18 protein-coding genes and 1 tRNA gene are annotated in these 14,889 nt (G+C 50.4%); 15 read left to right on the top strand and 4 right to left on the bottom strand.

The features are described from left to right. The first annotated feature begins 60 nt into the window (after positions 1-60). The 4 genes from CPA50_RS16890 to CPA50_RS16875 all read left to right on the top strand — a co-directional run bounded on the left by CPA50_RS16890 (position 61) and on the right by CPA50_RS16875 (position 3,294). Positions 61-1,632 carry a transposase gene (locus CPA50_RS16890; protein WP_096783700.1) on the top strand — a complete coding sequence of 524 codons (1,572 nt, stop codon included), beginning with the start codon at positions 61-63 and terminating at the stop codon, positions 1,630-1,632. 127 nt (positions 1,633-1,759) lie between these two features. Then, positions 1,760-2,221: a DUF5071 domain-containing protein gene (locus CPA50_RS16885; protein WP_096783699.1), complete on the top strand. Its 462-nt coding sequence runs from the start codon at positions 1,760-1,762 to the stop codon at positions 2,219-2,221. Positions 2,222-2,342: 121 nt separating this feature from the next. Continuing rightward, positions 2,343-2,777, top strand: a complete 435-nt coding sequence (locus tag CPA50_RS16880; protein WP_096783698.1) for a hypothetical protein — start codon at positions 2,343-2,345, stop codon at positions 2,775-2,777. Between the two features lie 85 nt (positions 2,778-2,862). Then, entirely contained in the window at positions 2,863-3,294 is a 432-nt protein-coding gene (locus CPA50_RS16875) for a hypothetical protein (protein WP_096783697.1), read from the top strand. Positions 3,295-3,301: 7 nt separating this feature from the next. On the opposite strand, the gene CPA50_RS16870 is transcribed toward CPA50_RS16875, so the two are convergent. Further along, positions 3,302-3,556, bottom strand: a complete 255-nt coding sequence (locus tag CPA50_RS16870; RefSeq protein WP_096783696.1) for a Txe/YoeB family addiction module toxin — start codon at positions 3,554-3,556, stop codon at positions 3,302-3,304. Next, entirely contained in the window at positions 3,553-3,804 is a 252-nt protein-coding gene (locus tag CPA50_RS16865; RefSeq protein ID WP_096783695.1) for a type II toxin-antitoxin system Phd/YefM family antitoxin, read from the bottom strand. The genes CPA50_RS16870 and CPA50_RS16865 overlap by 4 nt, the downstream gene beginning before the upstream one ends. A gap of 151 nt (positions 3,805-3,955) precedes the next feature. Here CPA50_RS16865 and CPA50_RS16860 point away from each other — a divergent pair, with 151 nt between their 5' ends. The 6 genes from CPA50_RS16860 (at position 3,956) to CPA50_RS19960 (ending at position 8,789) form a co-directional block, all read left to right on the top strand. Next, on the top strand, positions 3,956-4,954 hold the full coding sequence (locus CPA50_RS16860) for a hypothetical protein (protein ID WP_096783694.1): 999 nt from the start codon (positions 3,956-3,958) through the stop codon (positions 4,952-4,954). 184 nt (positions 4,955-5,138) lie between these two features. Continuing rightward, complete coding sequence (locus CPA50_RS19965) at positions 5,139-5,234, top strand: DUF4160 domain-containing protein (protein ID WP_202971778.1); 96 nt, start codon at positions 5,139-5,141, stop codon at positions 5,232-5,234. Between the two features lie 169 nt (positions 5,235-5,403). Then, positions 5,404-5,658: a DUF2442 domain-containing protein gene (locus CPA50_RS16850; protein WP_096783693.1), complete on the top strand. Its 255-nt coding sequence runs from the start codon at positions 5,404-5,406 to the stop codon at positions 5,656-5,658. Positions 5,659-5,823: 165 nt separating this feature from the next. Continuing rightward, positions 5,824-7,149: a transposase gene (locus CPA50_RS16845; protein ID WP_096783692.1), complete on the top strand. Its 1,326-nt coding sequence runs from the start codon at positions 5,824-5,826 to the stop codon at positions 7,147-7,149. 225 nt (positions 7,150-7,374) lie between these two features. Then, on the top strand, positions 7,375-8,310 hold the full coding sequence (locus CPA50_RS16840) for a phospholipase D-like domain-containing protein (protein WP_096783691.1): 936 nt from the start codon (positions 7,375-7,377) through the stop codon (positions 8,308-8,310). A 353-nt stretch (positions 8,311-8,663) separates the two neighbouring features. Further along, positions 8,664-8,789, top strand: coding sequence for a nucleotidyltransferase domain-containing protein (locus tag CPA50_RS19960; RefSeq protein WP_143750765.1), 126 nt, complete (start codon positions 8,664-8,666; stop codon positions 8,787-8,789). Positions 8,790-9,230: 441 nt separating this feature from the next. Here CPA50_RS19960 and CPA50_RS16830 read toward each other — a convergent pair. Both CPA50_RS16830 and CPA50_RS16825 read right to left on the bottom strand, forming a co-directional pair. After that, a tRNA-Arg gene (locus CPA50_RS16830) sits at positions 9,231-9,307 on the bottom strand. A 98-nt stretch (positions 9,308-9,405) separates the two neighbouring features. Next, complete coding sequence (locus CPA50_RS16825) at positions 9,406-9,945, bottom strand: YaeQ family protein (protein ID WP_096783690.1); 540 nt, start codon at positions 9,943-9,945, stop codon at positions 9,406-9,408. 75 nt (positions 9,946-10,020) lie between these two features. Between CPA50_RS16825 and CPA50_RS16820 the strand changes: the two genes are divergently transcribed. The 5 genes from CPA50_RS16820 to CPA50_RS16800 all read left to right on the top strand — a co-directional run bounded on the left by CPA50_RS16820 (position 10,021) and on the right by CPA50_RS16800 (position 14,885). Continuing rightward, positions 10,021-10,386 carry a CidA/LrgA family protein gene (locus tag CPA50_RS16820; RefSeq protein WP_096783689.1) on the top strand — a complete coding sequence of 122 codons (366 nt, stop codon included), beginning with the start codon at positions 10,021-10,023 and terminating at the stop codon, positions 10,384-10,386. After that, positions 10,379-11,101 (top strand): LrgB family protein, encoded by a 723-nt coding sequence (locus tag CPA50_RS16815; protein ID WP_096783688.1) that lies wholly within the window; start codon positions 10,379-10,381, stop codon positions 11,099-11,101. The genes CPA50_RS16820 and CPA50_RS16815 overlap by 8 nt, the downstream gene beginning before the upstream one ends. A 167-nt stretch (positions 11,102-11,268) precedes the next feature. Continuing rightward, positions 11,269-12,831, top strand: a complete 1,563-nt coding sequence (locus CPA50_RS16810) for an ABC transporter substrate-binding protein (RefSeq protein WP_096783687.1) — start codon at positions 11,269-11,271, stop codon at positions 12,829-12,831. A 75-nt stretch (positions 12,832-12,906) separates the two neighbouring features. Then, positions 12,907-13,956: an ABC transporter permease gene (locus tag CPA50_RS16805; protein WP_096783686.1), complete on the top strand. Its 1,050-nt coding sequence runs from the start codon at positions 12,907-12,909 to the stop codon at positions 13,954-13,956. Then, positions 13,953-14,885 carry an ABC transporter permease gene (locus CPA50_RS16800; RefSeq protein ID WP_096783685.1) on the top strand — a complete coding sequence of 311 codons (933 nt, stop codon included), beginning with the start codon at positions 13,953-13,955 and terminating at the stop codon, positions 14,883-14,885. The genes CPA50_RS16805 and CPA50_RS16800 overlap by 4 nt, the downstream gene beginning before the upstream one ends. The last annotated feature ends 4 nt before the right edge of the window (positions 14,886-14,889 follow it).

The following is a 14,889-nucleotide window of genomic DNA, read 5'->3' as shown; positions in this document are numbered from 1 at the left end:
AAAACCCCAAACTGACCCGGTTTTGATAGGATTGAGAAAACAAGACAAGGAGCTGTCGGTATGCCCCGCTTCAAACACTACAACTACGACCAAGATTCGATGGTCGTCATCAACTACCAGGAACAGCTTCAGCCCGGCACCTTCGAACACGCCGTTCATTACCTGATTGAACACAAGCTGGATCTGTCGGTGTTTCACCCGAAGTATCGCAACGACGACACAGGCCGCACGGCTTACGATCCGGCCATTCTCCTGAAGATCATTCTGTTTGCTTACTCCAAGGGCATCACCTCCAGCCGCGAGATCCAGTGGTGCTGCGAGACCAACATCATTTTTAAAGCGCTGTCCTGCGATACCGTCCCGCACTTCACCACATTGGCCAAGTTCGTCAGTCAGCACGCCGAGGAAATTGAAGAACTGTTCGAACAAGTGCTGCTGGTGTGTCATGAGCAAGGCCTTTTGGGCAACGAACTGTTCGCAATCGACGGCTGCAAAATGTCCTCGAACGCCGCCAAAGAATGGTCGGGCACCTTTAAAGAGTTGGAAGAAAAGCGCAAGAAGCTGAAACGACTCATCCGCCACCATTTGAGAGAACACCACGCCCGGGATGAGGCGGAAACCGAAGCCGAGCTGGATCGAGACATTCGCCGCGCCAACACCATTCTCTCGCTCGACGAAGCGATGACTAAAGTTGACCGCTTCCTAAAGACGAGCAGCCCAAGGATGGGCCAAGGGAAACGGCGCAAGGAAGTGAAGAGCAACATCACCGATAACGAAAGCGGCAAGATGACCACCAGCAAAGGCACCATTCAGGGCTATAACGGCGTGGCCACGGTGGACAAGAAACACCAGATTATCATCGATGCCCAAGCCTTCGGCGAAGGTCAGGAACACCATACCTTAAAGCCGGTGTTGGAAAGTGTGGAAGCTCGATCCCGGAAACTGGGCATCGCGGATGACATTTACCAAACCGGCGCGGTTGTGACGGCTGATACCGGCTTCGCCAACGAAGCCAACATGCAGTACCTGCATGAACAACGGATCAATGGTTACATCCCGGACAACCGCTTTCGCAGTCGCGACCCGAAGTTCGCGGAGCAGAAAGATAAATACGGTAAGCGGCACCAGAACCTCCCGGACAAGGGCTGGAAGGGCACCTTGGCAGCCAGCGAATTCCAGTTCGATCCAGTGAAGCTAAGCTGTGTCTGCCCGTCCGGCGAAACCCTTACTTATCGCGGTCAACGGGAAGCGTTAAACGGGAAAATCCGGGTGCACTTCGAGGGTCGGCTGCTTCAGTGCCGCCACTGCCCGAAGAAGCACCAGTGCATGCAGAATCCAGCATCAGCGGATCACCGAAATGGGTCTGGCAGGCAGGTGTCATTCACCATCGAAAACAAACGGCTCCCCAATTACACGGACTGGATGAAGCATCGGGTGGATAGCCCGCTGGGCAAGGAAGTCTATGGTCACCGCATGTCCGTGGTGGAGCCAGTGTTCGGTAACATCGGCACGAACAAACGCCTGAGTCGCTTCAGTCTGCGAGGTAAAAAGAAGGTGCAAGGCCAGTGGCAACTGTATTGCCTGGTTCACAATATTGAGAAACTGGCGAATTACGGACAGTTAGCGGCATGATAGCTGGGCTATGGTACGGCTAGAATTAGTCCTGAGACAGCCGGATGGGCAGCATTGGGGGCTGATTATTACTATTTCTTGGGTGTTACTGGCGAATGAGCGAACTTGTGCCAGCTAACCGCAGGTGATGAAAAAACAACAAAGCGGCTGTGGATCAGGCTCTGTTAAGGGTTTTTCTACAGGCTCGTTATACGGTATTTATACAATGAGATTAGTTCCAGTAGATAAATTCGATGATGAAGCTTGTGAAAATATGATGGCTGCATCAAACGAAGATCTCGTGCCATATATAGATGATTTGCTTGAATGCTTGCAGGATTTAAATTGGCCTATAGCCGGACCTGTTTCTGAACGTTTGTCTACGCTGGGTGTGGAGCTAGTTAAGCCAGTATTAGATGTCCTAAATAGTGATGACGATGTATGGAAATACTGGATAGTTTCGCACTTCCTGTATCAGGTGGAAAAAGAAGTTTTTCAGTTGTGTCGCTTTAAGCTAAATAGTATAAAGCTACACCCGACAAAAGGGGAAGTCGAGGAAGAAGTACATGATGTTGTGTGTGAGCTGCTCCTTGCAAGAAAAACAGCATAACAAAAAGCTGCACCTGACATTTTTTTCTACGCTCAATTGTGTATGTCGCGTAGCTCCATTTCACACAATTGCTCTCCGCAAAAACTGCAGGTGAGCTTGGCGTTATGAAATTGGGTAGTTCATGATTCGAGGTATTAAGTTTTATTTTCCTTTTTTGGCTCCGGCGCTGGTGGCAATGGCGTTCGCCGCATATGTGTCCTTCTTGGATAACACGGAGTGTGCATTTTTGCTTGGTATTGATGCGTCGCTTCTTGGTCTGCTTATATTCTGTTTCGTGCTGCCAGGTACTTTCGCCATCGGCTCACTGTACTTTCTCTATTTTAGTATCAAGAGCAGAGGGCGCGATTTTTATCCACCCTCTGACATTCCATGGTCCGGCATATTTAGGAAATGCAGCGGAAGGCGGGCGAAAATACCGAAGCTAATGGGCTACCTTCTCCCAATAGCCGGTGCTTGGATGATCTGGCTTGGCATATCATCTTTTATCGAAATCGCTGATGGACGTACACTTTCCGAAATGAGCGCTGCTATTGGTTCAGCATGTGAGCATTCATAACCATGCCAGTCACGGCGACGGCTTTTCCATTGCGGCTTCGCCTCCTCTCCAAAGCCGCGCGTGCTGAGCGGCGTTAAGAGGATATATGGATCCACGAATTCCCGTTGCAACTGACAACATCTATAAGTTTCTAGCAACTTTCGGGTTGGTGGTAATGGTCGTTAGTCTCACGCTCATGTGCATAAATAGCCGAACTGCAAACCAGGTTATTTTCGACAGTGCGCAAGCATATTTCGACCTTAAAGGTAGCGAGGACCCGCTAGCTAAGGAGCGAGAAGAGCTGCTGGATAAACAAGTCCAGATAGCTGTGAACAATCGAGAGCATGCCAAGTGGATACTAGCAGCAATTTTTGCGATTGGTTTTTACTCATCTTGCTTCGGATTCTATCGCTGGTACCGAAATGTGCAGCCGGTACATGATGAAATCCTCGAGTTACAGAAACGGAAGCTAGAGTTGGAGATTCGTTCTCTTAACAAGTCACAGCAGCGGACGGCTTTCAGCCGCCGCAGTGTTTAGCGTTAAATCAGTAGTGATACCGGAGCTGGGCGATAAGCACAGCGTCATCCGTGATTTTGTAAACTATTCGGTGTTCTTCGTTTATCCGGCGAGACCAGTACCCGGCAAGGCTGTGTTTGAGGGGCTCTGGTTTGCCAACACCTTCGAACGGCTCTCGCGTGGTTTCTTTGATCAGCTTGTTGATTCGGTTAAGAATCTTTTTGTCGGTTTTCTGCCAGTACAGATAGTCTTCCCAAGCGTTCTCGGAGAAGATGAGTTTCATCCAAGAAGTTCCTTCTCTTGACCACCGCCTTGCTCCAGCTCGTCAACGGATTCCAGCAAGCGCCGTGCGTTTTTTGGTGCGCGCAGAAGATACGCAGTTTCTTGCAGCGCCTCGTAGTCATCTAGGGAGATCATTACCACGGACTGCGACTTGCTCCGGGTGATGATCACGGGGGAATGGTCTTCACAGACCTGATCCATGGTTTTTGCTAAATTGGATCTAGCGGCTGTGTAGCTAATGGCATCCATAAGGTTGTTTCCTGTACAGGATATTAAACATGGTCAGGATACCGTACATCAAAGGATTTAACAATCGGCTGCACAGCGACCGATTTTTTGCCGCTTCGCGGCTCCAAACCGGCGCGTGAGCCGGGCGTTAGATTTTTCACGGGTATGCTGAATGAAGCATTGGACAGAGCCCAACGGGATATTCCTGATTCAAATTCCAACAGAGTGTCAATACCTCAACCCTGTTGTGGAAGGCGAAGAGGAAAAGTCCCCATACAGCTTTCAGCCCTATGAAAACGCTAACGGGTGTTTTCAGATTAGCTGTTATCCACTAGAGGAAATAGCACCTAAACTTGCAGGTGAGTATCCGAATGGTGTGCCCGAGTTTAGATGGCGACCTTCCAGGATGGATGATTCAGAGTTCTGTGTTCACATGTTTTATGGGGCTTCAGCAGATCAGGCTTTGATCGGTAAATATATCCATGATGCAAGTCTTGATAACGATGAACAGATAAATGAAGAACTCCGCTTAGTTCATAAAATTTTAAAATCTGTGGTTATTGTCCCTCCCGGAGACCGAAAGCTAGCCTCTGATATGGAAAAGTTTGATCGATTCCAAGGAGCGTTGGCTGCATCGTACGACCTTCTGGATAACGCGATAGAATCAGATTCCTTTGTCGAAGTGATTGCCGTTTCCGCCAATCAGATTGATGCATTTCTAAGGTTGAGCATAGTCATCGCCATTCAACTGAAGAATCAGACGGACGAGGTCCCAACAAAATATCTTTTTCAAGCAGAAGATGAACGAGGCTTGATGGAGCGAAAAATATATGATGATGCTCTTGAATATAATGTCATTAAAGACAATGATCACAAAGATCTGAATTTGTTGTATAAATTAAGAGATCGCGTGATACACAGGTATATCATATCTAACATAAAGACCCGCGACTTACCTGGGATTGCGCTCAGATATGTTGAGGCATGTGAGAAAGTGCGTTTAATACTACGAGATCTTGAGAATAAGCAAAAGGATTGTCAGTATGGCGTTTACGGAAAAAAATTCATGAAATTTTCCGGGCCTGATGATGAGGCAATAAAACGGTTATTTGCTGATGTTAACGATAAGCACCTTGTTCGTAAATTCGCGAGGAAGGTCACGAATGATTGAATCTAACAAATGCAGGCAAGGGACGCTCCTGGCGTTATACGTACAGAGAATCGGTCACTTTCGAAATATTGATCAAAAAGGTATCCCCTCGGGGCCAGTACACCGTTTGGTGAAATAAAGGAAATAAAATAAAATCAAAGGAAGGAATCATCATGCCAAAATCTATGAGTACCTTGGTATCGTCTTGTTCTTCTATAGCAATGAACACGAGCCCATTCATATCCATGGTAAGTTCAATGGACGAGAATCCAAGGCCGAGATCCATTTCTTTTCTGGGTGAATTCATAAGGTAACGCTTAAGGATAAGGGACCAGGTTTAGAGCCCAAAAAATGAAAGGAATTCGAAGAATTTGTTAAAGCAAACGCTTCTGAGATCGTAGATAAGTGGGTGGATTATTTTGTAAAGAAAAAGCACATTGCTCCCAAGACGATCACTCAAAAGGTACGAAATGTCAGAACTATTGGTTGAATCCGCCAAGCATAAAATTGGTCACATACTGGAAATAGAATTTAATGATGGCCATGTTGTTTGTGTCGATTTTGCTCCATTTATATTCTCAAATGGGCATCCTGATTATGAACCGTATAAATCGGTAGAAAATTTTCTTGATTTTGAGATAGTAGATGGGAATTTAAATTGGGATGATTACACGATGATTTTTCCAGTAGAAGACCTTTATAATAATCGGCTTATTAAACGTTGATTAAAACTAAGATCGCTGGAAAGTATAACCAGTAGCGTCAGTCGGACCGGTTTGTCGTGCTGCGCCCGCCAAACCGGCCGCTGCACATGGCGTTGAGGCTGTAGAAAAACCCCAAACTGACCCGGTTTTGATAGGATTGAGAAAATAAGACAAGGAGCTGTCGGCATGCCCCGCTTCAAACACTACAACTACGACCAAGATTCGATGGTCGTCATCAACTACCAGGAACAGCTTCAGCCCGGCACCTTCGAACACGCCGTTCATTACCTGATTGAACACAAGCTGGATCTGTCGGTGTTTCACCCGAAGTATCGCAACGACGACACAGGCCGCACGGCTTACGATCCGGCCATTCTCCTGAAGATCATTCTGTTTGCTTACTCCAAGGGCATCACCTCCAGCCGCGAGATGCAGTGGTGCTGCGAGACCAACATCCTCTTCAAAGCCCTCTCCTGCGACACGGTTCCGCACTTTACCACGCTGGCAAAGTTCGTCAGCAGTCACTCGGATGAGATTGAAGCACTGTTCGAGCAAGTACTGCTGGTGTGTCACGAGGAGGGTTTGCTGGGTAATGAACTCTTCGCGATCGATGGCTGCAAAATGTCCTCAAACGCGGCCAAGGAATGGTCCGGCACGTTTAAGGAACTCGGCGAGAGGCGAGAGAAGTTGCGACGACTGATTCGCCACCACCTCAAGGCCCATTACGAGCGGGACGAGGCGGAAACGGAAGCCGAGCTGGACCGTGACATCCGGCGAGCGAAAACCATACTCTCCCTGGATCAGGCCGCAAAGAAAGTAGACCGATTCCTAAAGACGAGCAGCCCAAGGATGGGCCAAGGGAAACGGCGCAAGGAAGTGAAGAGCAACATCACCGATAACGAAAGTGCCAAGATGACCACCAGCAAGGGCACGACCCAGGGCTATAACGGCGTGGCTGCAGTGGACAAGAAACACCAGATCATCATCGACGCCCAGGCCTTTGGCGAAGGTCAGGAGCACCATACCCTGCAGCCGGTGCTGGAGAGCGTAGAAGCCCGCTTCAAGAAACTGGGTATTGCAGACAACATCTACCAGCAAGGCACCATCGTTACCGCCGATACCGGCTTCGCCAACGAAGCCAGCATGAAGTACCTGCACGAACGGCAGATCAATGGCTACGTGCCGGACAACCGATTCCGAAGCCGGGACCCGAAGTTCCAGAACCAGAAAGCCAAGTACGGCAAGCGCCGCCAAGTGTCGTTCACAATCGAGCACAAGCGCCAGCCCAACTACACCGACTGGATGAAACACCGGGTGGACAGCCCGAAGGGCAAAGAGATCTACAGCCACCGCATGTCAGTGGTAGAACCAGTGTTCGGCAACATCGGCACGAATAAGGGGCTCAATCGCTTCAGTTTGCGGAGCAAGAAGAAGGTACAGAGTCAGTGGCAGCTGTACTGCCTGGTACATAATATTGAGAAGCTGGCGAATTACGGACGGATGGCTGCGTGAACGGGTGTCGGCAATGCGTCCTGAAATGCCCCCTGGGCACAAGGCTAAGAGCACCTGAACACTGAAATAGCGGGATTGAGGTCTATAAAGGACAATCAATCCGGAAACTGGAAGTTGCTGGGCAAACTGACCGGCTGAAAAAAACGAGATCGTAGGCGGTGGAATGCTCGCTCATTTGTGAGTTTTTCTACAGCCTCGTTATATGTCTTTAGACAGAGAAGTCCAATGAGCAAATCTATTCGCGATAAGGCAAACGAAGCTGCACGTAAAGCTCGTGCAAAAGCTTCAGAATGGATCGAAGATGCGAAACCTTTAATCGATGAGGCCGCACCTATTCTTGAAAAAGGGATGGATTTCGCCAAATCCGCATCACAAAAGGTAACCACATCAACAAAAGTGGGTGGAACAGTTGGTGGTGCTCTGGGGCTGATTGTGGCTGGCACCGGGGGCATGGGAATAGCTGCCATGGGTGGCGCGATCGGTGTCCCTGTAGCGCTTGTAACTGCTCTTGTTGGTGCGGGAGTAGGCAGTCGCGTAGGTTCGGAACGCGAAAAGGCAGAGCTAATCCGGAAGCTCGAGATAATAGCTGATGAAAGAAGCGCAGATGGCCTGGCTATAGATGAGCATGAAGATTTTGTAGAAAGAATAGTTGGTAAAGATGCACATTTTTCAGCGCTTCATGGAGCCATCGATAGCGCCAACAATACTCTATGTATACGCTCGGGGTGGATTTCGAGCTCGGTAATAAACGACAGCCTATGCATGCGATTTAAAGAGGCAATGGAGCGCGGAGTAACAATTTATATCGAATCCGGGTGGAGAAAATCTGGCGAATCAAAAGCCATCGAAACGTCATTTACAGTTGAGGCTAAAAATAAGTTGAGTGAACTCATCATTTTTTCGCATAACGCGCATGAAAAAGACCCCAAATCAGTTGTAGGCAGGTTCATGGTGGGTGACGTACCTACACATATTAAGGAAGTTGTTGTTGACAGCGACTACTATATTTCGGGTAGCAACAATTGGCTGTCTAATGGGCTGCATTCAAACAAAGAAGCGAGCCACATTATTCGTTTACCTCAAATCGCTCGCGAAATTAGAGACGAAACTATTCTTTCTGTTAGGACGCATTTAAGCGAGATTCATTCATCCGACATATAACCAATGTGGGCAATGCGCTCTGGACATCCCTAAAAAGAGGCTGATTTTCTCTTAGGTCAAGTTTTGGTCTATCCGCCGGAATGTTCGCTTTGCGACCAAACCGAAAACTTATGAACAAAAAGACAGAGAGCGTTACTTTTAACTTACTCCAGATTATTGGCAGTCGCAGTGATCCGAGTGTGTAGAGGCCACCGAAGGTAAACTCGTGACGGACAGAAAAACAAAGACCTAGTGGCCCAGTGTGACCCTAACGCGCCCATGCTAGGGGCGCTGCCTATGCCGGTTGGCCTGGAAAATGTCGTTGTGAGTGATCAGGTGGGTATTCGGGAGGCAGTAATCGTTTTCGCGAAAAACTGTCAGATAGGGTCGATGCGGTTCAACTGATCCTGTTTGGTGGCCGAGCCTATGGCGATGTTCATGATGAAAGCGATGCGGATGCAGCGGTTGTTTTGGCCGGGCTGCCGATGAATTTTGCGTAAACAAAACTGGCGATGGCGGGGTTGGAGTTTGATGGACCCACTGAAACCGGTGGTTTGATTTAGGCCCTATCAATCTGGGGCAGTGAATGGGCGAACCCGAATGACTATTCCAGCCCCGCTTTACTTCAGAGCGTTGTCCGAGATGGCCGTGTACCTTGGCGTTCCTGATGGTTGCGCCGAAAACCTCTCGTCTATATATCGACCCAATAAATCAACTAAATTAGGAAGGTTTGAAGATAACAACACGCTCGCAAAGAAGCTATTGTCTAGACAATGCCTTCTTGAGTTCGGTGCCCAGAAACTTTTATACCTTGTGCAGGGCAGGGGTCACAATTTCAGTAATGATGGAAAGCGGTTTAAAACCTTGGGCACATCCGAGGCACCATTTGGGCACAACCAAATAAAAAGGCCCTACGCTTTCACGTAAGGCCTTGAAAAATATGGCGCGCCCGACAGGATTCGAACCTGTGACCCCTGCCTTCGGAGGGCAGTACTCTATCCAGCTGAGCTACGGGCGCATTCGAGTGTGACGGCGAAGCGTCAATTTCGAGTGCGCAATCTTACGTGTGCTGGCTTATTCTGTCCAGTCCAAGCTTGCTGATGGCGACTGCCTCTGTCACGGAAAGAGAGGTGCAGGCGTTATGTTCACCAGCCCGCCTTCATTACTGAAGGATACCTCGCCATCCTGGATGCTTATCTGGAAGTTCATGTTGCGCTCTACCAGCCCGGCGAGGGCCTCCGTGGACTCCGTAGGCAGTTCGATAATTGTGAGGTTGTTGAAGCGGCTCAGCTTGTTCTGGTGCTTCTCCATCCATATCGGTACGGCACGGGAGCCATAGGCGTAAAGGATGACCTGGCGCGCGCGGTTGCAGGCTTTGCGCAGGCGACTTTCGTCGGGCAGGCCCAGTTCAATCCACAGCTCAATCTCGTCACTCAGGCTTTTTTTCCATAGCTCGGGTTCGTCATCAGTGCTCAGGCCTTTGGTGAACTCAAGCCCCTCGCAAGCGTTCAATGCAAAGGCCAGCATGCGGATCATCATGCGCTCGTCATTTTCCGACGGGTGTTGGGCTATCGTTAGCTGGTGATCTGCATAATAATGCCTGTCCATGTCGGCAATATTGAGCGTGGCTTTAAAAATCGTTGCTTTGAGCGCCATGGAAATCCTGCATTGGTATCAATATGTTGGTTTGCGCTAGTGTAATGCAATTCTCTGAAAGGTGAGCATGACAGTATGTCGATGTTGCGCGGTTTTCTGATACTTGTTCTGTTTTTTCTGCTTGGTGAGGCTCTGCGGCTGGTATTCCTGGTGCCCGTCAGCGGTGGTGTGCTCGGCATGATCCTGATGACGTTTACGCTGATGCTGCGGGGCAGGGTAAGTGACGCTTTGGCTTCGTCGAGCCAGGCGCTGATCTCCATACTGGTGCTGCTGATTATGCCGGGAGTGGTCGGGGTGTTTTTTATGGCTTCGCAGTTCTCCGGGCAGTGGCTCGCGGTTGCGGCCGCTTTGTTGCTGGGTACCTTTTTGAGTGTTTTGAGTACGCTTTTGTTAATGAAAGGCGTGATGCGCCTTTCTGCCCGGGAGCAGGGACATGACTGAGCTTATGGAGCGCTTTGTTGCTGTGCCGGACGCTTTGTCTGCCAGCCCGCTATTTGCAGTAGGCCTCACCTTGAGTGCTTTTTTCGCCGGTAGCTGGCTGTTTGCCCGCATAGGCAAGCCCTTGTGGATGCCGCCAGTGGTGTTGTCGGCAGTCATCCTGGCAGCAGTGATTGCAGTTTTATCAGTCGATTACCCTAGTTACCAGGACGGCTCCAAGTGGATAACCCTGTTGCTCGGGCCCGCAACAGTCGCTCTGGGTATACCCCTGTATCAGCAGATTCACCATATACGGGCCTTGTGGATTCCGATTGTTGTCACACTGCCTATAGCGGCGACGCTGGCGGCGGTTTACGCCGTGGTGATCGCCTGGGCAATGGGTGCCACGCCGGAGGTACTGGCTTCGTTGGCACCGAAATCTGTAACCGCTCCGATCGCTATTGGTATTACAGAGCAGTTGGGTGGATCTGTGCCTTTGCTGATGGGCGGGCTTTTGATAACCGGTGTTGTTGCGACATTGTTTGTTGATCTGCTGGCCAGGTGGCTGCCGGTTGAAGATGAGCGCATTCTCGGATTTGCGCTTGGCCTGAACGGGCATGCGATTGGTACGGCCAGAGCATTTGAAATCAGCCATACAGCTGGCGCTTTTGCCTCTCTGGGTATGGGGCTGACCGGGGTTTTCACCGCACTTATGCTGCCCCTGGTATTTCGTCTTTAACCGCTCCGGTGCCTCTCTGTGAAAGTCATCATTCAGTTCATGAATAGCGGCAAGTTGTAATTTCGATTGCTGTAAGTAGTTTCCGCGACTAGTTTCTAGGGTAGACGTCCGGGGCGCCCGAGCCTTGGTGTGCCGTAAAAACTCATAAAATAGTGACGGAAAACGCAATGAAAAAACTACTTGCAGCTTTAGTCGGTACCATGGCGCTGGCCACGGCTCCTGTTGCTCTTTCTGCCGAGGCGACGAAAGAGTTGAAGATGGCGTACGATGCCGATCCGGTCACCCTCGATATTCATGAACAACTCTCCGGTGGCATTCTGCAGTTGTCCCACATGACGTTTGATCCTCTGGTGCGCTGGACAAAAGATCTTGGCTTTGAGGCCCGTCTGGCAGAAAGCTGGGAGCGTGTTGATGACAAAACCATGCGTTTCAAGCTCCGTGAAGGCGTGAAGTTTCATTCCGGCAACGAGCTTACGACCAAAGATGTTAAGTTTACCTATGACCGCCTGAAAGAAAGCCAGGATTTCAAAGCTATCTTCAAGCCGTTCAGTGGCATCAATATTATTGATGATTACACCTTCGAGCTGGTGACCAGCGAACCCTTCCCGTTGCTTCTCAATACCGCGACCTACATCTTCCCGATGGACAGCAAGTTCTATTCTGGCGAAACAGCCGATGGGAAAAAGAAAGATGCCATTCTCAAACATGGCAACTCATTCGCTTCCGACAACCTGTCTGGCACTGGCCCTTACGTGGTCACCTCACGCCAGCAGGGCGTGCGTATGGAGTTTGAGCGCTTCGCGGATTACTGGGATGAAGAGTCCCCGGGTAACGTGAAGAAAATCGTGATGACTCCGATCAAGGAGAACAACACCCGGGTATCGGCGCTGCTGTCTGGTGGTGTGGACTTTATCGCCCCGGTACCACCGACAGACCTCGATCGCATCAAGCGCGACAAGGATTCGGACCTGGTTACCATGAGTGGTACGCGGATTATTCTGTTCCACATGAACCAGGAGCGGGTTGAAGCCTTCAAAAATCCGAAGGTTCGCCAGGCCGTTGCCTATGCTATCAACCAGGAAGGCATCGCTTCCAAAATCATGAAGGGCTTTGCAACGCCGGCTGCCCAGCTATCACCAGCTGGCTACCAGGGCCATAACGAATCCCTGAAACCACGTTATGACGTGGAGAAAGCCAGGCAACTGATGAAAGAGGCTGGTTATGAGGATGGCTTCACCATCACTATGATGGCGCCCAATAACCGCTATGTGAATGATGACAAGATTGCCCAGGCAGCGGCTGCCATGCTTGCCCGTATCAATATCAAGGTGGACCTGAAAACCCTGCCGAAAGCCCAGTACTGGCCGGAGTATGATGACCGCTCTGCCGATATGATGCTGATCGGCTGGCACGCGGATACAGAAGATTCTGCCAACTTCTATGAGTTCCTGACCTTCTGCACCGACGCAGACAGTGGCGCTGGCCAGTACAACGCAGGCAATTACTGCAATCCGGAAATCGATGCGCTGGTTGAGACGGCCAATGTTGAGACTGATCTGGATAAGCGCGCGGCCATGCTGCAGGACGTTGAGAAGCGTCTGTATGACGATGCGGCTTTTGTTCCCCTGCACTGGCAGGATCTGGCATGGGCCAGCAAGAAGAATGTGAAGATTGAGCCGATTCTGAACGTGATGAACTTTCCGTACCTGGGTGACCTGGTTGTAGAGTAACAGGCTCCGTCGGCAGGCCGGCTTCGGGGGTTCCGTCGCCGGCCTTTTGTTTGCAGCTTTATCCGGACATTTTGCATGTTAGCGTTTTTGGTTCAGCGAATATCCCAGGCACTGCTGGTTATGTTCGTGATCAGTGTGATCGCGTTTGCCATCCAGGATGGTCTTGGAGATCCACTTCAGGAAATGGTGGGTATGTCCGTTTCCCAGGAGGAGCGGGAAGCCTTGCGTGAGGAGCTGGGGCTGAATGATTCCATAGTGGTGCAGTATCTGCGTTTTGCAGGTAAAGCCATTCAGGGAGACCTGGGTAACTCCTATTTTTACGGCAAGCCCACTCTTGAAGTGATTTCCGAGCATTTGCCGGCGACCCTGGAACTGGTGATCGGTGCCAGCCTGATCATAATGCTGTTGTCGGTGCCCATTGGTGTCTATGCCGCCATTCGGCCTCAGGCTTTGCTCGCAAAATTCTTTATGGGCGTGAGTACCGTCGGGATATCCATTCCGGTCTTCCTCACGGCCATTGTTCTTATCCAGATATATTCCATTGGCATAACCGTTGAGTGGTTTCCTGCGGATACCGGCTGGGGGCAGTGGCTGAACGGAGCCTTGAGCACTGAGGGCGGCCTGCCATCCTATGGCCGGGGCGATGATCTGACGCATCTTTTCGGCACCTGGTACTCCGGCTTTTTCTCCGAGAGTGGTCTGCTGCATCTGATACTGCCCTGTGTGTCCCTGGCGTCCATCATGCTGCCGCTGTTCATTCGGCTGATCCGTGCGGAAATGATGGAAGTGTTGCAGAGCGACTATATTCGCTATGCCCGTGCTAAAGGCCTCAGTGCAATGCGCATCAACTTTCTGCATGCCCTCAAGAACACCATGCTGCCGGTTATCACCGTAGGTGGTGTGCAGATTGGCGTTATGGTGGCTTATACGATTCTCACAGAAACCGTTTTCCAGTGGCCCGGCGTCGGCCTGATGTTTCTGGAAGCTATCACCCGCAGTGATATTCCCCTGATCGTTGCCTACCTGATGGTTGTAGGTCTGATCTTTGTGGTTACGAACACACTGGTGGATCTGGTTTACGGGCTGGTGAACCCTACGGTCAAACTGACAGGTAAGAAAGCATGACAACGGCGACTCTTTCACGCTGGAATCGCTTTCGCGAGTCCTTCCTCTGGTACAGCTTCAAGCGCGACGAGGTAGCGATTGTCAGCTTTCTCGTGCTGATTCTCATGGTGTTGGCTGCAGTTTTCGCGCCTCTGTTTGCCCCAACAGATCCTTACGATCTGGCGCAGATCGATATCATGAACTCGGAACTGCCTCCGGTGGGCATGCAAGGTGCAGATTCTGCCTTTCCTCTGGGCACAGACGCCCAGGGCAGGGACATGCTGTCCACTATTCTTTACGGCACCCGGGTATCCCTGCTGATTGGTTTTGGTGCTGTGGTACTGCAGGCGGCGCTGGGTATTCTGTTCGGGTTGCTGGCGGGGTATCTGGGTGGTCGGGTAGATTCCATATTGATGCGTATCGCCGATGTTCAGCTCTCTTTCTCGACCCTGATGGTCGCCATTATTGTTGGCGCGGTTTTCAAAGCCAGTTTTGGCAACCTGATGTTTGGTGAGATCGCTATTTACATGCTGATTTTCATCATCGGTATCGCGGAATGGCCACAGATTGCCCGCACGGTGCGAGCGTCTGTGCTGGCGGAGAAAAAGAAGGAGTATGTTGATGCGGCCAAGGTGATGGGTTTTCGTACTAACCGCATCATGTTCCGGCATATTCTGCCCAACACCCTCTCTCCGATTTTTGTTATTGCCACTGTGCAGATCGCCAACGCAATTATTTCCGAGGCCGCCCTGTCATTTCTGGGGCTTGGGATGCCGGAGACTCAGCCGTCTCTGGGCTCTTTGATCAAATCCGGCTTTGATTACATTCAGAGCGGTTCCTGGTGGATTACCCTGATTCCCGGCTTGGTGCTGGTCGTGCTCGTACTGGTCATCAATTTGTTGGGTGACTGGCTGCGTGATGTCATGAACCCACGGCTGTACAAGGGCTAACGAA

Source organism: Marinobacter sp. ANT_B65, from assembly GCF_002407605.1.
Lineage (GTDB): Bacteria > Pseudomonadota > Gammaproteobacteria > Pseudomonadales > Oleiphilaceae > Marinobacter.
The sequence above is the reverse complement of the archived record's forward strand: the minus strand, read 5'-3'. Positions and strand labels throughout refer to the sequence as shown.